Below are 21,489 nucleotides of genomic sequence, written 5' to 3'. Positions count from 1 at the left end.
GACGGGGATGAGGTGGTGTGTCAGTGGGGCCGCGAGGCGGGTTCGAGGCGGATCAGGACGGACTTGGACGCGGGGGTGTTGCTGGTGTCGGCGGTGTGGTCGAGGGGGACCAGCACGTTCGTCTCGGGATAGTAGGCGGCTGCGCAGCCGCGGGGGGTGGCGTAGTGGACGACGCGGAAGCCTTCGGCGCGGCGTTCGGTGCCGTCGGTCCATTCGCTGACGATGTCGGTGCGGTCGCCGTCGGCGAGGCCCGCGGCGGTGGCGTCGTCGGGGTGCAGGAGGATGACGCGGCGGCCGTTCCTGATGCCGCGGTAGCGGTCGTCGAGGCCGTAGACGGTGGTGTTGTACTGGTCGTGGGAGCGGAGGGTCTGGAGGAGCAGCCGGCCGTCGGGGACGTGGGGGTATTCGACGGGCGCGGCGGTGAAGTTGGCCTTGCCGGTGGCGGTGGGGAAGGTGCGGCTGTCGCGGGGGGCGTGCGGGAGGGTGAAGCCGCCGGGGGCGCGGACGCGGGTGTTGAAGTCGTCGAAGCCGGGGACGACGCGGGCGATGCGGTCGCGGATGAGGTCGTAGTCGGCTTCGAAGCCGGTCCAGGGGATGCCGTGGCGGTCGCCGAGGGTGGCTTGGGCGAGGCGGCAGACGATGGCGGGTTCGGAGAGCAGGTGGGGGGAGGCCGGGGGGAGGTTGCCGCGGGAGGAGTGGACCATGCCCATGGAGTCCTCGACGGTGACGAACTGCCGTCCGGCGGCCTGGTGGTCGCGGTCGGTGCGGCCGAGGGTGGGGAGGATGAGGGCGCGGGCTCCGGTGACGGTGTGGGAGCGGTTGAGCTTGGTGGAGATGTGGACGGTGAGCCGGGCGCGGCGCATGGCGGCTTCGGTGACGGCGGTGTCGGGGGAGGCGGCGACGAAGTTGCCGCCCATGGCGAGGAAGACCTTGGCGTCGCCGTCGCGTAGGGCGCGGATGGCGCGGACGACGTCGTAGCCGTGGTGGCGGGGCGGGTCGAAGCCGAACTCGCCCTGGAGGGCGTCGAGGAAGGCGGGGGCGGGGCGTTCGAAGATGCCCATGGTGCGGTCGCCCTGGACGTTGGAGTGGCCGCGGACGGGGCAGACGCCGGCGCCGGGGCGGCCGATGTTGCCGCCGAGGAGCAGGACGTTGACGACTTCGCGGATGGTGGGGACGGCGTGTTTGTGCTGGGTGAGGCCCATGGCCCAGCAGATGACGATGCTTCCGGCGTCGCGGACGAGGTCGTGGAGGCGTTCGATCTCGGCGCGGGTGAGGCCGGTGGCGTGCTCGGTCTCGGTCCAGTCGGCGGCGCGGGCGGCGGTCTCGTAGCTGTCGAAGCCGTGGGTGTGGCGGGTGATGAAGTCGCGGTCGACGGTGCCGTTTTCGAGCATGAGGCGGCCGAGGGCGCGGAAGAGGGCCTGGTCGCCGCCGAGCCGGACGGGCAGGTGGAGGTCGGACAGGGGGGTGCCGGGGCCGGCGAGGCCGGTGGTGGTCTGGGGGTTCCTGAACCGTTCGGTGCCGGCTTCGGGCAGCGGGTTGATGGTGGCGATGCGGGCGCCGGCCTTCTTGGCCCTCTCCAGGGCGGAGAGCATGCGGGGGTGGTTGGTGCCGGGGTTCTGGCCGGCGACGATGATCAGGTCGGCGCGGTGGAGGTCGTCGAGGAGGACGCTGCCCTTGCCGATGCCGATGGTCTCGGTGAGTGCGGTGCCGGAGGACTCGTGGCACATGTTGGAGCAGTCGGGCAGGTTGTTGGTGCCGTAGGCGCGGGCGAAGAGCTGGAGGAGGAAGGCGGCTTCGTTGCTGGTGCGCCCTGAGGTGTAGAAGACGGCCTGGTCGGGGCTGTCGAGGGCGGTGAGTTCGTCGGCGATGATCTGGAAGGCGCGGTCCCAGGTGACGGGTTCGTAGGTGTCGGAGCCTTCGGCGAGGTGGACGGGCTGGGTGATGCGGCCCTGCTGGCCGAGCCAGTAGCCGCTGCGTTCGGCGAGGGCGCTGACGGGGTGGGCGGCGAAGAAGTCGGGGGTGACGCGGCGCAGGGTGGCTTCTTCGGCGACGGCTTTGGCGCCGTTCTCGCAGAACTCGAAGGTGTGCCGGTGGTCGCCTTCGGGCCAGGCGCAGCCGGGGCAGTCGAAGCCCTTTTTCTGGTTGACGCGCAGGAGGGTGGCGGCGGTGCGGCGCGCGCCCATCTGTTCGTTGGCGATCTTCAGGCTGTGGCCGACGGCGGGTAGTCCCGCGGCGGCGTGCTGCGGCGCGCTGACGTTCGGCGTGTCCTGGACCGGGTCTTCCGCGGGGGGCTTCTTCGCCATGGGTTCCACTGTATTGCCGCTGGTTCGGGTGGTGCCCCTGGTCGCGGTACCTCGGGCCCCGGTGCGGGCGCCGGTGCGGGCGCGGGCCTGGGTGCAGTGGCCTGGGCGCAGTGGCCTGGGTGTGTGCGTGGCCGTGGCCGGCGCGGGTGATCGTGGCCGGCGCGGGTGGCCGGTCCGGGTGCGGCGTGGCGGCGGGGTGTCGGCCGGTTGGCGGCGGTCGACGGGGCTGTCCGTCCCGCGTGGGAGGATCGGGGGGTGGCTGAGAAAGTGACGAAGACGGACTCCGACCGCCCCCGGCTGATGCTGCTCGACGGGCACTCGCTGGCGTACCGGGCGTTCTACGCGCTGCCCGTGGAGAATTTCAGTACGGTCACCGGGCAGCCGACGAACGCGGTGTACGGTTTCACGTCCATGCTGTCGAACACGTTGCGTGACGAGGCGCCCACGCATCTGGCGGTGGCGTTCGACGTGTCGCGCAAGACGTGGCGGTTCGACGAGTTCCCGGAGTACAAGGCGACGCGGTCGAAGACGCCGGACGAGTTCCGTTCGCAGGTGCCGCTGATCGGCGAGCTGCTGGACACGATGCGGGTGCCGCGGTTCGCGGTGGACGGCTTCGAGGCGGACGACGTGATCGCCACGCTGGCCACGCAGGCGGAGGCGCTGGGGTACGAGGTGCTGATCGTCACCGGTGACCGGGACGCCTTCCAGCTGGTGTCGCCGAACGTGACGGTGCTGTATCCGACGAAGGGCGTGTCGGAGCTGACCCGGTACACCCCGGAGAAGGTGGAGGAGCGGTACGGGCTGACACCGCGGCAGTATCCGGACTTCGCGGCGCTGCGCGGCGACCCGTCGGACAACCTGCCGGGGATTCCGGGGGTGGGGGAGAAGACCGCGGCGAAGTGGATCATCCAGTTCGGGTCGTTCGCCGAGCTGTGCGAGCGGGTGGCCGAGGTCAAGGGCAAGGCGGGGGAGAACCTGCGGGCCCATCTGGACGCGGTGAAGCTGAACCGGCGGCTGACGGAGATGGTGCGGGAGGTCCCGCTGCCGGCGGGTGCGGTGGACCTGGGGCGTGAGCCGTACGACCGGGAGGCGCTCGGCACGCTGCTGGATTCGCTGGAGTTCCGCAACCCGAACTTCCGGGAGCGGCTGTTCGCCGCCGACCCGGCGGGCCGGGAGGAGGAGCCGCAGGTCGCCGAGGGCGTGGCGGTGGATGGCGTGGTGCTGGCGGCGGGGAGCTGCCGGGGTGGCTGGCGGCCCGGTCGGGCGTCGAGGTGGCGTTGGCGACGGTGGACACGTGGTCGCTGGGCTCGGGCTCGGTGACGCAGGTGGCGCTGGCGGCTGGGGAGGACGCGGCGTGGTTCGACCCGTCGCGGCTGGACGAGGCGGAGGACGGGGCCTTCGCGGCGTGGCTGGCCGACGAGGCCGCGGTGAAGGTGCTGCACAACGCGAAGAACGTGGAGCGGGTCTTCGCCGAGCAGGGCTGGCGGGTCGCGGGTGTGGCGATGGACACGGCGCTGGCGGCGTACCTGATCAAGCCGGGCCGGCGGTCGTTCGCGCTGGACGTGCTGTCGGTGGAGTACCTGGGCCGGGAGCTGTCGGCGGGCGACACCGCCAGCGGGCAGCTGGCGTTCGGCGAGGAGGAGGACGGCGAGGCGGCCGCGGCGGAGTCGCTGATGGGGCAGGCGCGCACGGTGCTGGACCTGGGCGCGGTGTTCCGGGAGCGGCTGCCGGAGGTGGGGGCGGCGGAGCTGCTGCGGGACGTGGAGCTGCCGGTGTCGTCGCTGCTGGCCCGGATGGAGCGGGCGGGTGTCGCCGCGGACCGGGCGCATCTTGAGGGGCTGGAGGCGCAGTTCGCGGCGGCGGTCGCGCACGCGGTGGGGGAGGCGCACGCCTCGGTGGGGCACGAGTTCAACCTGGGCTCGCCCAAGCAGCTCCAGGAGGTGCTGTTCGGGGAGCTGGGCCTGCCGAAGACGAAGAAGACGAAGACGGGCTACACCACGGACGCGGACGCGCTGGCGTGGCTGGCGGCGCAGACCGAGCACGCGCTGCCGGTGATCATGCTGCGCCACCGGGAGCAGGCGAAGCTGCGGGTGACCGTGGAGGGCCTGGTGAAGTCGGTGGCGCCGGACGGGCGGGTGCACACCACGTTCAGCCAGACCGTGGCGGCCACGGGCCGGCTGTCGTCGACGGACCCGAACCTGCAGAACGTGCCGGTGCGCACGGACGAGGGGCGGGCGATCCGCCGCGGCTTCGTCGTCGGCGAGGGGTACGAGACGCTGCTGACGGCGGACTACAGCCAGATCGAGCTGCGCGTGATGGCGCACCTGTCGGAGGACGAGGGCCTCATCGCGGCGTTCACCTCCGGTGAGGACCTGCACACCACGGTGGGCGCGCAGGTGTTCTCGGTGCCGCGGGAGGGGGTGGACGCGGAGATGCGCCGGAAGATCAAGGCGATGTCGTACGGCCTGGCCTACGGGTTGTCGGCGTTCGGCCTGTCGCAGCAGCTGGGGATCGAGGCGGCCGAGGCGCGGGCGTTGATGGAGACGTACTTCGAGCGGTTCGGCGGAGTGCGGGAGTATCTGCGGCGGGTGGTGGACGAGGCGCGGATCACCGGCTACACGGAGACGCTGCTGGGCCGCCGCCGGTATCTGCCGGACCTGACGAGCGACAACCGGCAGCGGCGGGAGATGGCCGAGCGGATGGCGTTGAACGCGCCGATCCAGGGGTCGGCGGCCGACATCGTCAAGATCGCGATGCTGCGGGTGGACGAGGCGCTGGTGAAGGAGGGGCTGGAGACGCGGATGCTGCTCCAGGTGCACGACGAGATCGTGCTGGAGGTGGCTCCCGGAGAGCGGGAGGCGGTGGAGGCGCTGGTGCGGCGGGAGATGGCCGGCGCCTATCCGCTGCTGGCCCCGCTGGACGTGTCGGTGGGTGTCGGCCGCGACTGGGAGTCGGCGGCGCACTGACGGTCCTCGGACCCGCCCGAGCCCGGCGCCGGCCCGCCCTTCCTTCCGCGGAGGGCGGGCCGGCGTGCGTGCGCCGGGCTGTGCGCGGGGGCGGGGTCGGCGATGAAGCGGGCAAGCGGGCAAGCGGGCAAGCGGGCAAGCGGGCAAGCGGGCAAGCGGGCAGCCGGGAAACGACAAGGCGGTCGGCGGCTATCGGCTAACGGTGAACCGCGAACCGCGAGCCGCTTTACGGAAATCGGCGAATGGACGGTGGCGAACGGGTCCGGTGGCGTACCCGTTCCCGGGGTGTCTCCTGACGCACGGGAATGCCCGAAGGTTGTACGGATCGGTGTGAGAAGGCGGTGAATTCGGCGAACCGCCGCCGGGGTGCCGTGGGGAAGGTCGCCGCAGGTGGACGGTGTACAGGTGCTGTTTCCCTGTGGATCAGCGGCAGGCTGTTCCCGGTTGGCTGAAGTTGCCGTAGGGTCAATCGGGTTGTCGCGCCCATAAGGGCGTACTTGGGGCTCGCGGGAGGGACGCCGGCATGGCAACTCGGCGGTATGGGAGGCGGCTACGCAGGGGAGCGGCCGGTACGGCGGTGGCCGCCGCGGCGATGGCCGCACTGGGCGCGTCGCAGGCGCCGGGCCTGATCGGGGTCGCCAGCGGCGCCCCGCAGGACGGGCGCACGCCGGCGGCGACGGCCACCTCCGCGCAGCAGGACGACGGCACCCCGATCGACGGCGGTTCGCCGTACGTGACGCAGCTGCCGCCGTTGAACACGCCCACCGGCCCCGTCGCGGCGAGCTCCGGCGGGCAGGACACCACCGTGACGGTGCCGGCCGGCGGCGCGACCCTGCCGACCACGGTGCTGGCCGCGTACGAGCGGGCCCAGGAGCTGATCGCGAAGAGCGACCCGGGCTGCGAGCTGCCCTGGCAGCTGCTGGCGGCGATCGGCCAGGTCGAGTCGGGCCAGGCCCGCGGCGGCGCGGTGGACGCCAACGGCACCACCTACCAGCCCATCCTCGGCCCGGTGCTGAACGGGGACGGCTTCGCCGACATCACCGACACCGACGGCGGCCAGTACGACGGCGACGCGGTGCACGACCGAGCGGTCGGCCCGATGCAGTTCATCCCGTCCACCTGGCGCACCTGGGGCGCGGACGGCAACAACGACGGCGTCGCCAACCCGAACAACATCTACGACGCCGCCCTGGCCGCGGGCCACTACCTGTGCGCGGACGGGCGGGACCTCGCGGTGCCGGCCGACATGGACCAGGCGATCCTCGGCTACAACCACTCCGACGCGTACCTGGACCTGGTGCGCTCCTGGTACGAGCACTTCGTCAACGGCGGCGTGGTGCAGGGGCCGGACAAGTCCGGCAGCGCCGGGCCGACGATACCGGCGCCGGCTCCGGTCCCCTCGACCCCGGCGACCACCTCGCCGAGCGCGTCGCCGAGCCCGTCCTCAAGCCCGTCCGCGAGCCCGAAGCCGTCGCCGACGAAGACGGCCGGCGGCAGCGCCTCGCCGAGCCCCTCGGCGTCGTCGAGCCCGACGGGCACGCCGACCGGCAGCCCCTCCGACAGCCCCACGGGCGGTCAGCCGAGCAGCAGCCCGACCACGGGCGAGCCCAGCAGCGACCCGACGACGCCGACGGACCCGCCGACCACGCCCGGCTGCCCGACCGACCCGGCCACGCCCACGCCGACCGACAGCGGCCAGGCCTCGCCGTCGCCGTCCCCGACGGACAGCGGCAGCGCCTCGCCCACCCCGGACCCGTGCGCCACGGACACCACGTCCCCGACCCCCTCGGACTCCCCGTCCGCGTCGGAGGCGGCCACGGCGGACGCCGGCGCCGCGGGCTGAGCGCGGCCCGACACCGGAACGGCCGGCTCCGGCCCACCCTCCTGGGCGGGCCGGCCCCGGCCGTTCCGGTGTCGCTTCCCTAGTCGCGGACGCAGACGAAGACCGCGGTGCCCGGCAGCAGCCCGCCCCGCAGCGGGGACCAGCCGCCCCACTCCTGGGTGTTCCAGGCCGGCCACTCCGGCTCCACCAGGTCGACCAGCCGCAGCCCGGCCGCGGTGATCTCCCGTACCCGGTCACCGAGGGTGCGGTGGTGCTCCACGTACACCGCCAGGCCCCGCGCGTCCTGCTCGACGTAGGGGGTGCGGTCGAAGTAGGAGGCGGCGGCGGTCAGCCCCTCCGGGCCCGGCTCGTCGGGGAAGGCCCAGCGCACCGGGTGGGTGACGGAGAAGACCCAGCGCCCGCCGGGCCGCAGTACCCGCGCGATCTCGCGGTGCACCCTGGCGGTGTCCGCTATGAAGGGCAGCGCCCCGTAGGCGGAGCAGGCCAGGTCGTAGGAGCCGTCCGCGAACGGCAGGTGCCCCGCGTCGGCCTGCACCAGCGCCGGCGCCTCCGGTCCCGTGAGCCCGGAAGCCCCGGCGGGCCCGGCGGCTTCGGCGGCCGCCTCCACGTCGATCCGCCGGGCGTGCTGGAGCTGCCGGTGGGAGATGTCCAGCGCGACCGGCCGGGCCCCCTGGGCTGCCAGCCAGCGCGAGCACTGGGCGGCGCCGGCGCCGATCTCCAGGACCCGGAGGCCGCGCAGCCCCTCGGCCGGGCCCAGCAGCCCGGCGGCCGCCTCGTCCAGGCCCTCCGGCCCCCACACGAAGCGCGCGTCGCCGAGGAAGCCGCCGTGCTCGCGCTGGTAGTCGTCGGCGTTGCGGTCCCACCAGTGCCGGTTGGCCCGGCTGCTCTCCGTGGCCCCGGCCGTACGCCGGGTCGCTTCAGGTTCGGGTCCTTGGATCATGGGGGCAGTCGTCGTACTCTCTGAGAGGACCTGCGGCGGGGTGACTTGTACCGGTTCGGTGGGCTACGCGCTTGGTGTGCGCCTTCGTGCATTGACCCTGTCCGGCTGCCCCCGTATGCTACAAGTTGCGCTGCGAGCCTGCGCGCCTCGGACGGAGCAGGCCACGCTCGATACTGTCAGCGATCCCTTGGTCGTGAGCTCCGCTCCCGGCCCTCGCGGTGGCGGCAGGAACGAAACGGGCTCATGGCGTAGCAGTACCTACGACTTACTGTCCGTACCGGAGTCCTTTCCCTAATGACGAGCAGCACCGAGGCCCCTCGTAGCACCACCCCGCAGGTGGCGGTCAACGACATCGGCAACGAGGAAGCCTTCCTCGCCGCGATCGACGAGACGATCAAGTACTTCAACGACGGCGACATCGTCGACGGCGTCATCGTGAAGGTCGACCGGGACGAGGTCCTGCTCGACATCGGTTACAAGACCGAGGGTGTCATCCCCTCTCGCGAGCTGTCGATCAAGCACGACGTCGACCCCAACGACGTCGTCGCCGTCGGTGACGAGATCGAGGCCCTGGTCCTCCAGAAGGAGGACAAGGAGGGCCGCCTGATCCTCTCGAAGAAGCGTGCCCAGTACGAGCGTGCCTGGGGCACCATCGAGAAGATCAAGGACGAGGACGGCATCGTCACCGGTACCGTCATCGAGGTCGTCAAGGGCGGCCTCATCCTGGACATCGGCCTGCGCGGCTTCCTGCCCGCGTCGCTGGTCGAGATGCGCCGGGTCCGCGACCTCCAGCCGTACGTCGGCAAGGAGCTCGAGGCCAAGATCATCGAGCTGGACAAGAACCGCAACAACGTGGTCCTGTCCCGCCGTGCCTGGCTGGAGCAGACCCAGAGCGAGGTGCGCCACACCTTCCTCACCACCCTGCAGAAGGGCCAGGTGCGCACGGGCGTCGTCTCCTCGATCGTCAACTTCGGTGCGTTCGTGGACCTCGGCGGCGTCGACGGTCTGGTGCACGTCTCCGAGCTGTCCTGGAAGCACATCGACCACCCGTCCGAGGTCGTCGAGGTCGGCCAGGAGGTCACGGTCGAGGTCCTGGACGTCGACATGGACCGCGAGCGCGTCTCCCTGTCGCTGAAGGCGACCCAGGAAGACCCGTGGCAGCAGTTCGCCCGCACCCACCAGATCGGCCAGGTCGTCCCGGGCAAGGTCACCAAGCTCGTCCCGTTCGGCGCGTTCGTCCGCGTCGACGAGGGCATCGAGGGCCTGGTGCACATCTCCGAGCTGGCCGAGCGCCACGTGGAGATCCCGGAGCAGGTCGTCCAGGTCAACGACGAGATCTTCGTCAAGGTCATCGACATCGACCTCGAGCGTCGCCGCATCTCGCTGTCGCTCAAGCAGGCCAACGAGTCCTTCGGCGCCGACCCGGCCTCGGTCGAGTTCGACCCGACCCTCTACGGCATGGCCGCGTCGTACGACGACCAGGGGAACTACATCTACCCCGAGGGCTTCGACCCGGAGACCAACGACTGGCTGGACGGCTACGAGAAGCAGCGCGAGGAGTGGGAGGGGCAGTACGCCACCGCCCAGGCGCGCTTCGAGCAGCACCAGGCGCAGGTCATCAAGTCCCGCGAGGCCGACGAGCAGGCCGCGGCCGAGGCGGGCAACGCCCCGGCCGGCCAGGGCGCCAGCACCGGTGGCTCCTACTCCTCGGAGTCGGACGACAACAGCGGTGCCCTCGCCTCCGACGAGGCGCTGGCCGCGCTCCGCGAGAAGCTCGCCGGCGGCCAGAGCTGATCGCTCCCGCCCGGCGCTGAACCGCGCGACGAAGGGCCCGCATCCCCTGGCCACAGGGGGTGCGGGCCCTTCGGGCGTTTCCGGACCGGAGCGGCGCCCGACCGTGCCCGAGGGTGTGGGAAGGCGTCCGACCGTTGTCCGGAGGGGGCCTCGCCGCTCCCGAGGGGGCCTCGGGCGGTTCCCCGCGGCGGTAGGATCACCTCATGTGACCGCGCCGACCCGGCACGTCACCGCGCCGCGCGGGGGCGGCGGCTCAGGGGGTGACCGCGATGTTCGTCAGGCCCTTGCCGCCGGTCACGGTGTTGGAGGAGTACACCGTGGTGGGGCAGGAGGCGGAGTAGTTGGTGACGTCGACGGCGAGCTGGTTCGCCCCGGTGGAGCCCGTCAGGTCCGAGTCGTTGCCCCGGAAGACGGTGCCGCAACCCCAGCCCGGCTGCTGCGTGTGCGTCTGGTAGCCGTCGTTGATGGTGCGGGTGCCGTGGTTGCCCGTGACCGTGTAGCCGTTGCCCTTGACGTCCACCCAGGAGTCGTCGTAGTTGGTCATGCTCAGGCCGCTGCCGTCGAAGGTGTTGCCGGAGACGGTGCCGCCGGTGGTGCCCTCCTTCAGGTCGATGTTCTCCGCCCCGATGTTCGGTCCGATCGTGTTGTCGAGGATCTGCACCCGGTCGCTGTTGTCGTCCAGCTCGTTCGCGGTGCCGACGTACACGCCCTCGCCGTAACCGGGCCGCTGGAGCCCGGTGTTGTAGATGTGGGAGTTCTCGATCACGTCGTCCGTGCTGGAGGTGCGGAAGTGCACCCCCTCCATCTGGAGGTCGTGCACGGTCACCGAGTCGATCACCACGTGGCTCGCGGTGTCGGTGACGATGCCCTTCTGCCCGCCGGTCACGGTGATCCCGCGCACCGTCCACCAACTGGCCTCGTCCAGGTAGAAGCCGTACCCGCCGGAGGAGGACAGCACCGCGGCGGACGAACCGGTGAGGGTGATGGGCTGGGCCTGTGTGCCCGAGACGTACTCCTTGAAGTTGCCGGTGTAGGTGCCGTCGGCCAGATGGATGGTCTGGCCCGGCACCGCCGCGGCGAGCGCGGCCTTCAACTCCTTGGCCGTCGTGACCTCGACGGTGGCCGAGCCGGTGACCGAGTCGGTGACCGAGTCGGCGGCCGGGGACACGGCGGCGGCCGGGACCGCCGGGGCCAGCACGGCCGCCGCGAGCAGGGCCGCGACCGCCCCGGACAGCGCGGGCGGTGCGGGCAGCGGGCGGCGGAGGAAGCGGAGCGGGAGCGTGTGGGGTCGCATCCGGAACACCTTTCAACAGCGTGAACGGTGGACGCCGACATGAACGTCAGGCGGTCTCCGGGGACCGTAGAAGCCAGCCGACGGCCCGTCAAGAGTGCCTCCGCAGTCGCCCCGACGGCCCCGGAGCCGCCGTCCGCGCAGCCCGCTACCCGCACCCGGAGCCGCCCCGGCCGGACCGGCGCCCGCCGGACGCGCCCGCCCGGGACGGCCTGCTGCCCCGGGCGAGCGCGTCCGGGCGGAGCCGGGAATGACCGGCCGGGCCTGTTCGTTGACGATGGCAAGAAGTGAGGGAGGACGATGACCGTGTTGGACCCCCAGGGGCTGTACGCGTACGTACCGGGTGGAGCCGAGGCTGTCGACGAGGCGGTCGGTGACACCGGTCCCGTCCTGCTCTACCACCTCGAAGGATTCATGGACGCCGGCGAGACCGGCGAGCAGGTCGCCGGCCAGCTGCTGGACCGCCTCGACCACCGGCTCGTCGCCCGCTTCGACGCCGACCGGCTGGTCGACTACCGGGCCCGACGTCCCCTGATGACCTTCGAGCGCGACCAGTGGACGTCCTACGAGGCGCCCGCGCTCGACCTGCACCTGGTGCGCGACACCACCGGGACACCCTTCCTGCTGCTGGCCGGCCCCGAGCCGGACGTGGAGTGGGAGCGGTTCACCGCCGCCGTCCTCCAGATCGTCGAACGCCTCGGCGTGCGCCTGGCGATCAACTTCCACGGCATCCCGATGGGTGTGCCGCACACCCGCCCGGTCGGCCTGACCCCGCACGGCAATCGCGTCGACCTGGTGCCCGGCCACCGCGCCTGGTTCGAGGAGGCGCAGGTGCCCGGCAGCGCCGCCGCGCTCGTCGAGTACCGGCTCGACGAGGCCGGCCGTGACGTGCTCGGCGTCGCCGCGCACGTGCCGCACTACCTGGCCCGCTCCCCGTACCCCGACGCCGCCCTCGCCGTGCTGGAGGCCGTCACCGGCGCCACCGGACTGGTACTGCCCGAGATCGCCCACGCGCTGCGCCGCGAGGCGCACACCGTACGGGTCGAGATCGACCGGCAGGTCGCCGAGGGCGACGGCGAGCTGGTGACCGTGGTGCGCGGCCTGGAGAGCCAGTACGACGCGGTGGCCGGCGCGCACGACCGCGAGAACCTGATCGCCGAGTCGGTGGACCTGCCCTCCGCGGACGACCTCGCCGCCGAGTTCGAGCGCTTCCTCGCCGACCGTGAGGACGACGGGCGGTAGCGCCCGCGGGCCGCCCCGCCCCCGGCCGGGCGGTAGCGCCCGCGGGGCCGCCCCGCCCCCGGCCGCGCCGGGCGGCGCTCTAAGCTGTGGCCATGCCGAAGATTGGCCTGACCGGGGGCATCGGCGCCGGGAAGAGCGAGGTCGCGCGCCTGCTCTCCTCCTACGGCGCGGTCCTCGTCGACTCCGACGTCATCGCCCGCGAGGTGGTGGAGCCCGGCACCGAGGGGCTGGCCGCCGTGGCCGCCGAGTTCGGGCCCGGAGTCCTCACCGCCGACGGCCGGCTGGACCGGCCCGCGCTGGGCGCGATCGTCTTCGCCGATGCGGAGCGGCGCGCCGCCCTCAACGCGATCGTCCACCCCCTCGTCGCCCGCCGCGCCGCCGAACTCCAGGACGCCGCAGGCCCGGGCGCCGTGGTCGTCCACGACGTCCCGCTGCTCACCGAGAACGGCCTCGCGCCGCTGTACGACCTGGTCGTCGTCGTCGACGCCTCCGAGGCCACCCGGCTGGACCGGCTGGTGCGGCTGCGCGGCATGTCGGAGCAGCAGGCCCGCTCCCGGATGGCCGCCCAGGCCACCCGCGAGCAGCGGCTCGCCATCGCCGACCTGGTCGTCGAGAACGACGGCCCGCTGGAGGAGCTGGCCCCCCGGGTCCGGACCGTCTGGGAGGCGCTGTCCCGGTCCGCCTGATGCCGCGACCGGGGCACACCCTGCCGGGAGAGGCGCCGGCCGCGGGCCGGGCGGTGGACGCCCCCGGGCCGGGGCCCGGAACGCCGGGAATGCGATTGCCGGTGGCTGTGTTGGGTATGCCTGACCAGACGTTCAGTCGTCACTCGTGCCGATCCGAGGGAGGCGGCCTTGTTGGAGAGGACCCCGGAGACCAACGTCATCGACTTCCGCGCCGCTGAGCACCTGCTCGCCGCCCGCGACCCGAACGGCGCGGTGAAGCTGCTCGACCCGGTGGTCTCCGCCCACCCCGAGAACACCGCGGCCCGGCTGCTGCGGGCCCGCGCCTTCTTCGCCGCGGCCCGACTGCGACCGGCGGAGCTGGAGTTCCAACTCGTGCTGGAACGCGAACCGGACAACGCCTTCGCGCACTTCGCGCTGGGCCGCACCCTGGAGCGCGCCAACCGCTCCGAGGAGGCGCGGCGCCACTTCCGGCTCGCCGCCGCCCTCGACCCGCGCCCGGACTACCTGGCCGCCGCGCGCTTCGAGACGGACTGATACCGGCCGGCGGCCCGCCCGGAGACGGGCGGCCGCCACCCGCGCACGAGCCCCGGCGGCGCTCGGAGCGCCGCCGCACCCCGGAGCCGCCGTCTCGCGCCCTCGGCGTTCTCGCCGGTGACGCATGCGGCCGGGGCCGTTGTCAGCGGTGCCTCGTAGGCTGGGACACATGGCAGAAGTCGCATGGACGGTGCGGGAGACCCCGATCGGCCCGCTGTTCGCGGCGCACTCCGAGGCGGGGCTGGTCCACGTCGCGTTCCACACCGGGCCGGAGCGGGCTCCGCGGACGGCGGCCTCGGTGGCGCGGCGGCTCGGCTGCGAGGCCGTCGAGGCCCCGGAGGCCCTGGCAGCGGTCGCCCTGCAGCTCGGCGAGTACTTCGCGGGGGAGCGCCTCCGCTTCGACCTCCCGCTGGACTGGTCGCTGACCACCGGCTTCAACCGCAGAGTGCTGCGGGAGCTGTACGCCGGGGTGCCCTACGGCAGCGTGGTGGGGTACCAGGACCTCGCCGACCGGGTCGGCGAGCCCGGCGCCGCCCGGGCGGTGGGCGTCGCGATGGGCGCCAACCCGCTGCCCGTGGTCGTCCCGTGCCACCGTGTGGTCGAGAGCGGCGGTGGCATCGGCGGATTCGGCGGCGGCCTGGAGACCAAGCGCACCCTGCTGGCGCTGGAGGGCGTGCTGCCCGCACCGCTCTTCTGAGACCACGGCCGACGCAGGGCCGACGCGGGACAGCAGCAGGCAGCCGACCCCGGCGCGCCGGTTCGGGGGCACCCCCGGGCCCCTTCCTCGGGCAAGCCACCGCGCGATGTCAGAGGGCCGCCGTACGGTGGTTACATGCGGCCCGTTTCAGACATCGAACGCACAGTGGCGCCCTTCGAGGTCGTCAGCCCCTACCAGCCCAGCGGTGACCAGCCCGCCGCCATCAGCGACCTGGAGCGCCGGGTCCGCGGCGGTGAGAAGGACGTCGTGCTGCTGGGCGCCACCGGTACGGGCAAGTCGGCCACCACGGCGTGGATGATCGAGAAGCTCCAGCGCCCCACCCTGGTGATGGCGCCGAACAAGACGCTGGCCGCCCAGCTGGCCAACGAGTTCCGCGAGCTGCTGCCGAACAACGCCGTCGAGTACTTCGTGTCGTACTACGACTACTACCAGCCCGAGGCGTACGTCCCGCAGACGGACACGTACATCGAGAAGGACTCCTCGATCAACGAGGAGGTCGAGCGGCTGCGCCACTCCACCACGAACTCCCTGCTCACCCGGCGTGACGTGGTCGTCGTCGCCTCCGTCTCCTGCATCTACGGCCTGGGTACGCCGCAGGAGTACGTCGACCGCATGGTCCGGCTCAAGGTCGGCGAGGAGATCGACCGCGACGCGCTGCTGCGCCGCTTCGTCGACATCCAGTACACCCGCAACGACCTCGCCTTCACCCGCGGCACCTTCCGGGTGCGCGGCGACACCATCGAGATCTTCCCGGTGTACGAGCAGCTCGCGGTCCGCATCGAGATGTTCGGCGACGAGATCGAGGCGCTGTACACCCTGCACCCGCTCACCGGCGAGGTGATCACGGAGGACGAGCAGGTCTACGTCTTCCCCGCCACCCACTACGTGGCCGGCCCGGAGCGGATGGAGCGGGCCATCTCCGGCATCGAGTCGGAGCTGGAGGCACGGCTGGCGGAGATGGAGAAGCAGAACAAGCTGCTGGAGGCCCAGCGGCTGCGGATGCGCACCACCTACGACATCGAGATGATGCGGCAGATCGGCACCTGCTCGGGCATCGAGAACTACTCCCGGCACATCGACGGCCGCGGCCCCGGCACCGCACCGGACACCCTCATCGACTACTTCCCGGAGGACTTCCTCCTGGTCATCGACGAGTCGCACGTCACCGTGCCGCAGATCGGCGCGATGTACGAGGGCGACGCCTCCCGCAAGCGGACCCTGGTCGACCACGGCTTCCGGCTGCCGTCCGCGCTGGACAACCGGCCGCTGAAGTGGGAGGAGTTCCTGACCCGGGTCGGGCAGACGGTCTACCTGTCGGCCACCCCCGGTCCCTACGAGCTGTCCCGGTCCGACGGCGTGGTCGAGCAGATCATCCGCCCCACCGGCCTGGTCGACCCCGAGGTCGTCGTCAAGCCCACCGAGGGCCAGATCGACGACCTGGTGCACGAGATCCGGGTCCGCGCCGAGCGCGACGAACGGGTCCTGGTCACCACCCTCACCAAGAAGATGGCCGAGGACCTCACCGACTACCTGCTGGAACTCGGCATCCAGGTGCGGTACCTGCACAGCGACATCGACACCCTGCGCCGGGTGGAACTGCTCCAGGAGCTGCGGGCCGGCGAGTTCGACGTCCTGATCGGCATCAACCTGCTGCGTGAGGGCCTGGACCTGCCCGAGGTCTCCCTGGTGGCCATCCTCGACGCCGACAAGGAGGGCTTCCTGCGCTCGGGCACCTCCCTGATCCAGACCATCGGCCGGGCCGCCCGTAACGTCTCCGGCCAGGTCCACATGTACGCGGACCGGATCACCGCGGCCATGGAGAAGGCGATCGACGAGACCAACCGCCGCCGCGAGAAGCAGATCGCCTACAACACCGAACGGGGGATCGACCCGCAGCCGCTGCGGAAGAAGATCGCCGGCATCCTGGACTCCTTCGCCCGCGAGGACGCCGACACCGAGGAGCTGCTGGGCTCCGGGCGGCAGCGCTCGCGCGGCAAGGCGCCGGTGCCGGGCCTGTCGGGCAAGGCGGGCGGGAAGCACACCGGTGCCCAACTGCCGGCCGACGAGCTGGCCGATCTCATCGCCCAGCTCACCGAGCAGATGCACACCGCGGCCGCGGAGCTCCAGTTCGAGGTCGCGGCGCGGATCCGCGACGAACTCGGCGACCTGAAGAAGGAGCTGCGCCAGATGCGCGAGGCCGGCGTCGCCTGACGTCCGGTGCCGGGCGCCGAACGGCAGGCTGCGGCCGGGGTGTTCGGCGCTCCGCGCCTCCGCCGCCCTCGGGTGGGCCGCCGTCGGACACCGCCGGTGGATTCGGCGGCGGTGGAGCGGGTTCCCCGCCCTGACCTGTTGCTAGGGTTTCCGGGGCGCGACGTCCGTGGCACGGCCGCCCGCGACACGGGCCGAGCGCGACGGCCCGCCGGAGCACCGCGAGGTGACGGCCGACCTCCTCCGCCGGCGGCCCGGCCACCGCCGGCGCCCACAGGGAGGACCGGCCGGCCACGGTGGGAGTACAGGCGGGGTAACGGGTGGAAGGGGAGAGCACATGACGGTCAACATGACCAAGGGCCAGAAGATCAGTCTCAGCAAGTCGGACGGGGGCGCGCTCAGCGCCGTCCGGATGGGTCTCGGCTGGCAGGCCGCCCCCCGACGGGGCCTCTTCGGCAGCCGCACCCGCGAGGTCGACCTCGACGCCTCGGCGGTGCTCTTCGCCGACAAGCAGCCGGTGGACGTGGTCTTCTTCCAGCACCTCACCAGCGACGACGGCTCGGTCCGGCACACCGGCGACAACCTCGTCGGCGGCGCCGGCCAGGGCGGCGACGACGAGTCCATCCTGGTCGACCTCCAGCGGGTGCCCGCGAACGTCGACCAGATCGTCTTCACCGTCAACTCCTTCACCGGCCAGAGCTTCGCCGAGGTGCAGAACGCGTTCTGCCGGCTGGTCGACGAGACGACGGGCCAGGAGCTGGCCCGCTACACCCTCACCGGCGGCGGCCCCTACACCGCGCAGATCATGGCGAAGGTGCAGCGCGGCGCCGGAGGCTGGACCATGACCGCGATCGGCACGGCAGCCAACGGGCGCACCTTCCAGGACCTGATGCCCGCGATCCGGGCCGCCCTGTAGACACGCCCGTCAGGGAGCCCGGGTGCCCAATGGCGGCGCCCGGGCTCCCGCACGAGGGACGGCAGCCGTCGCCGTCGGAGAGCCGCCCGCGCCCACGAGCCGGCGCCCGCGGCGCGCCCGGGCCCGCGAGCCGGCGCCCGCTGCCCGGGGCCCGCAGGGCCCCGGCGATCCCTGCCGCCCGAGGCGCACCGGTTCCACGTCCTACCCGCGCCGCCGGCCGGAGCTCCCGGCCCAAGGCCATCCGGCCAGGTGAGGGGCGCCCTCCCATGGTCCCGTCTCCGCCCCGTCTCCGCCCCGTCACCGGTCAGGGCCGCCTGCCGGGCCGGCCCGGGCGGTCGAACTCCGTCGGGACACAACCAACGGCGAGCGGACCCCGCTGAGGCGGGTCGACCGTCGCGCCGTCCCGGGCAGTGCTCTTCCCGGACGGGATCACGTCATCCACCTGCGTGCTTTACCTCTATTTGGTGATCCGGGTATCATTCCGTGACCTGCCGATCGCCGGAGGACCCGTGGACGTATCCCTCGCCCTCTGGGCGCTGACCATCGCCGGTCTTGGCGCCCTCATCGGAGTCGACTTCCTGGTCCGGCGGGAACCCCATGAGGTGTCGATCCGCGAGGCGGGGATCTGGACGGCCGTATGGGTGGTGCTCGCCGCCCTCTTCGGCGTCGGCCTGCTGGTCTTCGGCGGCGGCCGGCCCGCGGGGGAGTTCTTCGCCGGGTACGTCACCGAGAAGTCCCTCAGCGTCGACAACCTCTTCGTCTTCGTGCTGATCATGGCGAAGTTCGCGGTGCCCCCGGTGTACCAGCAGCGGGTGCTGATGTTCGGGGTGCTGATCGCGCTGGTGCTGCGAACGGTGTTCATCGCCGCCGGGGCGACCGTCATCGCCAACTTCTCCTGGGTCTTCTTCGTCTTCGGCGGCTTCCTCGTCTGGACCGCCTGGAAGCTGCTGCGCGAGGCCGCCTCAGGGGACGACGAGAAGGGGGAGTACGAGGAGAACCGGATGCTCCGGGCGGTCGAGCGGCGCGTGCCGTCCACCAGCCGCTACCACGGAACCCGGCTGGTCGTCCGGGAGGACGGCCGCCGCCTCGTCACCCCGATGCTCGTCGTCCTGGTCGCCATCGGCACCACCGACGTGCTCTTCGCCTTCGACTCCATCCCGGCCATCTTCGGCCTCACCCAGGACCCGTACATCGTCTTCACCGCCAACGCCTTCGCCCTGATGGGACTGCGCCAGCTGTACTTCCTCATCGGCGGGCTGCTGAAACGGCTGGTCCACCTCTCGTACGGGCTGTCGGCGATCCTGGGCTTCATCGGCGTCAAGCTGCTGCTGCACGCGCTCCACGAGTACGGGGTGCACGTCCCGGAGATCTCGGTGCCCGTCTCCCTGGCGGTGATCGTCGGCGTCCTCGCGGTGACGACGGCCACCAGCCTGGCCGCCTCCCGCCGCGGCGCCCAGGAAGCGGCCCCGTCCGATCCCGCGTCCGAGCCGCCGTCCGATCCCACGAACGGCACCGGCCCCGGCACCGACGCCGGGCCCGCGCCGTCCGCACCCTCCGCCCCGTCGGGCAGCCGCCGCGCGGACCCCGCGAGTAGCCGCGGCCGCCCGGGCCGGACCACGCCACCCGTCCGTGCGGCGCCCCCTGCGCGAGATCCGGCCCGGCGGGGGACTAGCGTGGCTCCGGCAGCGGAATCCACGCGAAAGGCACGGACGTGGCGAGCACGGCGGACCCCCGGGCGCTCCCCGAACTCACCGGGACCCGGTTCCTCCACACCTGGCAGCTCGACGGGCCCGTACTGGCCGTCGTACTCCTGCTCGGCGCGGTCTACGGCTACGGGGTGTGGCGCAGGACGCGGGCCGGCGAGCGCTGGCCGGTGTGGCGTACGGCGGTCTTCTACCTCTTCGGCCTCGGCGCGCTGGTGTTCGCCACGATGTCGGGGCTGGCCGTCTACAACCGGGTGCTCTTCTGGCCCGCCGCCGTCCAGAACATCCTGCTCGACCTCTACGTCCCCCTCGGCCTCGCCCTCGGCGACCCGCTCGGCCTGGCCTCCCCGGACGGGCGGCTGCGCCGGGCCTTCGCCTCCGCGCCCGCGCGGGCGCTGACGTACCCGCTGGTCAGCTCGGTGCTGGTGCTCGCCTCCGAGCTGACCATCTACTTCACGCCCTACTTCACGACCTCGCTCGGCAACGGCCTGGTCAGGCAGCTGATGCATCTGCAGCTGGTCCTCACCGGCTGCCTCTTCGTGCTGCCGATGCTCAGCCGCCAGGAGCTGCTGCCGCGCTGGTGCAGCCACCCGGTGCGCGCGGTCCTGGTCCTCTTCGACGGCCTCTTCGACTCCGTGCCCGGCATCGTCGTCATGACCAGCGGCACCCTCGTCGCCGGCCACTGGTACACCAGCCACCCGCGCACCTGGGGGCCCTCGGTCCAGCACGACCAGATGCTCGGCGGCGGTCTCATGGTCACCCTGGCGGAACTCGTCGGGCTGCCGTTCCTGCTGCTGGTCTTCGCCGAGTGGTGGCACGCCGAACGCGAGCGCACCGCCGTGATGGACGCCGCCCTGGACCGCGAGGCCGCGCGCCAGGCCGCCTCGTCCCCGCCGCACCGCCCGCCCGGTCCGCCGGCCCCACGCGGCCTGCCGAGGCCGCCGAGGCCGTTGAGGAGTCCGGGACGGCCGAGAAGTCCGGGACCGCCGCCCCGCAGCCGGCCGCCGCCGCGGCCCGCCCGGTCCCGCCGGTGCCGGAGATGACCCGCCCCTGGTGGGAGACCGACCAGGGCGAGGTCGGCATGCGCATGCGCGGCGAGCGCTGACCTCCCGCCTGGCGGGCACGGGACGGGCGCGCGACTGACGGACAGCGGTCCGCCGGCCGCCCACGGCTCGGGCCGGGGCGGCACTACGCGGCTGCCGGGCCCCTGCTCGACGTACGCACCGACATACGCACCCGACATGCGCACCGACGGGCGCTCGCGACGTGCGCTCGCGACGGGACCCGATCACCGACCCCTACCCCTGGATGCGCCCGAAGCTGGCCGAGCCCGTCGCCCCCACGTCCTGACCTCCGGCCGCGCGGTGACGGCTCGCCGGGTCACCAGCCGCGTTCGCGCCACTCCGCCAGGTGGGGGCGCTCGGCGCCGAGGGTGGTGTCGTTGCCGTGGCCGGGGTAGACCCATGTCTCGTCGGGGAGGACGTCGAAGAGCTTCGCGGTGACGTCGGCCAGGAGCGAGGCGAAGGCGGCCGGGTCGCCGTGGGTGTTGCCCACGCCGCCGGGGAAGAGGCAGTCCCCGGTGAAGAGGTGCGGGTGTCCGTGCGGGTCGTCGTAGACGAGGGCTACGCTGCCGGGGGTGTGGCCGACGAGGTGGCGTGCGGTGAGGACGACGCGCCCGAAGCGGACGGTGTCGCCGTCGTCGAGCGGCGCGGCCGTCGGGACGGGGATGCCGTCGGCGTCCTCGCGGCCGGCGTACGTGCGCGCGCCGGTGGCGTTCACGACGGCGGCGAGGGCCTGCCAGTGGTCGCCGTGCCGGTGGGTGGTGACGACGCCGGCCAGCCCGTCGGTGCCGACCACCTCCAGCAGGGTGCCGGCGTCGTTCGCCGCGTCGACGAGGAACTGTTCGCCGGTGGCGCGGCAGCGCAGCAGATACGCGTTGTTGTCCATCGGCCCGACCGCGACCTTCGTGACGACCAGGTCCGCCAGCTCGTGCACGTCGGGCGTGCCCCCGACGGCGACCTCTCCCGTGTAAGCCATGGCGCCAGCCTAGCGATGGCGCCGTGCGGGGACCGGCCGGTGCGGGAACCCGGCCGCCGTGGACGGCGTCTCGCACAGACGGACGGTGCGCCACACGATCGAGTGAATGAGGGTGAGCGCGACCGCTAATCGAATGCACGTGCTATAGGGTCGTGTACGCGGTCGCAGCCGGGCGGGAAGCCGGTCCGGGTGTGGCGCGATACCGACAAGTGGAAGAAAAGCCGCGGCCACCCCGTTTACGCTGACTGGGGGTGCGACGCTCCATCGTTTCCCCCGTCCCCCCACTTTCCGAAGGAAAGGCGCACTGG

13 protein-coding genes and 2 pseudogenes are annotated in these 21,489 nt (G+C 72.6%); 11 read left to right on the top strand and 4 right to left on the bottom strand.

Annotated features, from left to right (window positions below; genetic code table 11):
- Positions 1-20: 20 nt before the first annotated feature.
- Positions 21-2,303: an FdhF/YdeP family oxidoreductase gene (locus BS72_RS02465; RefSeq protein WP_037906017.1), complete on the bottom strand. Its 2,283-nt coding sequence runs from the start codon at positions 2,301-2,303 to the stop codon at positions 21-23.
- Positions 2,304-2,603: 300 nt separating this feature from the next.
- Between BS72_RS02465 and polA the strand changes: the two are divergent.
- Positions 2,604-5,269: pseudogene (gene polA / locus BS72_RS02460) on the top strand (DNA polymerase I).
- 523 nt (positions 5,270-5,792) lie between these two features.
- Positions 5,793-7,112, top strand: coding sequence for a lytic transglycosylase domain-containing protein (locus BS72_RS02455; RefSeq protein ID WP_037906015.1), 1,320 nt, complete (start codon positions 5,793-5,795; stop codon positions 7,110-7,112).
- Between the two features lie 79 nt (positions 7,113-7,191).
- On the opposite strand, the gene BS72_RS02450 is transcribed toward BS72_RS02455, so the two are convergent.
- The gene (locus BS72_RS02450) at positions 7,192-8,052 is read right to left on the bottom strand and encodes a class I SAM-dependent methyltransferase (RefSeq protein ID WP_037906013.1); all 861 of its coding nucleotides are present in this window, start codon (positions 8,050-8,052) and stop codon (positions 7,192-7,194) included.
- 294 nt (positions 8,053-8,346) lie between these two features.
- Here BS72_RS02450 and rpsA point away from each other — a divergent pair, with 294 nt between their 5' ends.
- Positions 8,347-9,846: a 30S ribosomal protein S1 gene (gene rpsA, locus BS72_RS02445; protein ID WP_037906011.1), complete on the top strand. Its 1,500-nt coding sequence runs from the start codon at positions 8,347-8,349 to the stop codon at positions 9,844-9,846.
- Positions 9,847-10,099: 253 nt separating this feature from the next.
- On the opposite strand, the gene BS72_RS02440 is transcribed toward rpsA, so the two are convergent.
- Entirely contained in the window at positions 10,100-11,140 is a 1,041-nt protein-coding gene (locus BS72_RS02440) for a right-handed parallel beta-helix repeat-containing protein (protein WP_078900956.1), read from the bottom strand.
- 303 nt (positions 11,141-11,443) lie between these two features.
- Here BS72_RS02440 and BS72_RS02435 point away from each other — a divergent pair, with 303 nt between their 5' ends.
- The 8 genes and pseudogenes from BS72_RS02435 (at position 11,444) to BS72_RS02395 (ending at position 20,187) form a co-directional block, all read left to right on the top strand.
- On the top strand, positions 11,444-12,379 hold the full coding sequence (locus tag BS72_RS02435; RefSeq protein WP_037907319.1) for a PAC2 family protein: 936 nt from the start codon (positions 11,444-11,446) through the stop codon (positions 12,377-12,379).
- A 92-nt stretch (positions 12,380-12,471) separates the two neighbouring features.
- Positions 12,472-13,065 (top strand): dephospho-CoA kinase, encoded by a 594-nt coding sequence (coaE, locus tag BS72_RS02430; protein WP_037906009.1) that lies wholly within the window; start codon positions 12,472-12,474, stop codon positions 13,063-13,065.
- Between the two features lie 168 nt (positions 13,066-13,233).
- Positions 13,234-13,599, top strand: coding sequence for a tetratricopeptide repeat protein (locus BS72_RS02425; RefSeq protein ID WP_037906007.1), 366 nt, complete (start codon positions 13,234-13,236; stop codon positions 13,597-13,599).
- A gap of 169 nt (positions 13,600-13,768) precedes the next feature.
- On the top strand, positions 13,769-14,296 hold the full coding sequence (locus BS72_RS02420; protein ID WP_037906005.1) for a methylated-DNA--[protein]-cysteine S-methyltransferase: 528 nt from the start codon (positions 13,769-13,771) through the stop codon (positions 14,294-14,296).
- Between the two features lie 135 nt (positions 14,297-14,431).
- On the top strand, positions 14,432-16,528 hold the full coding sequence (gene uvrB, locus BS72_RS02415) for an excinuclease ABC subunit UvrB (RefSeq protein ID WP_037906003.1): 2,097 nt from the start codon (positions 14,432-14,434) through the stop codon (positions 16,526-16,528).
- A 334-nt stretch (positions 16,529-16,862) separates the two neighbouring features.
- On the top strand, positions 16,863-17,441 hold the full coding sequence (locus BS72_RS02410) for a TerD family protein (protein WP_037906001.1): 579 nt from the start codon (positions 16,863-16,865) through the stop codon (positions 17,439-17,441).
- Between the two features lie 509 nt (positions 17,442-17,950).
- Positions 17,951-18,931, top strand: a pseudogene (locus BS72_RS33535) (TerC family protein); the annotation flags it as partial.
- Positions 18,932-19,152: 221 nt separating this feature from the next.
- Positions 19,153-20,187 (top strand): cytochrome c oxidase assembly protein, encoded by a 1,035-nt coding sequence (locus tag BS72_RS02395; RefSeq protein ID WP_078900955.1) that lies wholly within the window; start codon positions 19,153-19,155, stop codon positions 20,185-20,187.
- Positions 20,188-20,524: 337 nt separating this feature from the next.
- Here the strand turns inward: BS72_RS02395 and BS72_RS02390 are convergent, their stop codons facing one another.
- Positions 20,525-21,181, bottom strand: coding sequence for an MBL fold metallo-hydrolase (locus BS72_RS02390; RefSeq protein WP_037905995.1), 657 nt, complete (start codon positions 21,179-21,181; stop codon positions 20,525-20,527).
- Between the last annotated feature and the right edge of the window lie 308 nt (positions 21,182-21,489).

This window comes from Actinacidiphila yeochonensis CN732 (assembly GCF_000745345.1).
In the GTDB taxonomy this organism is placed as follows: domain Bacteria; phylum Actinomycetota; class Actinomycetes; order Streptomycetales; family Streptomycetaceae; genus Actinacidiphila; species Actinacidiphila yeochonensis.
The sequence above is the reverse complement of the archived record's forward strand: the minus strand, read 5'-3'. Positions and strand labels throughout refer to the sequence as shown.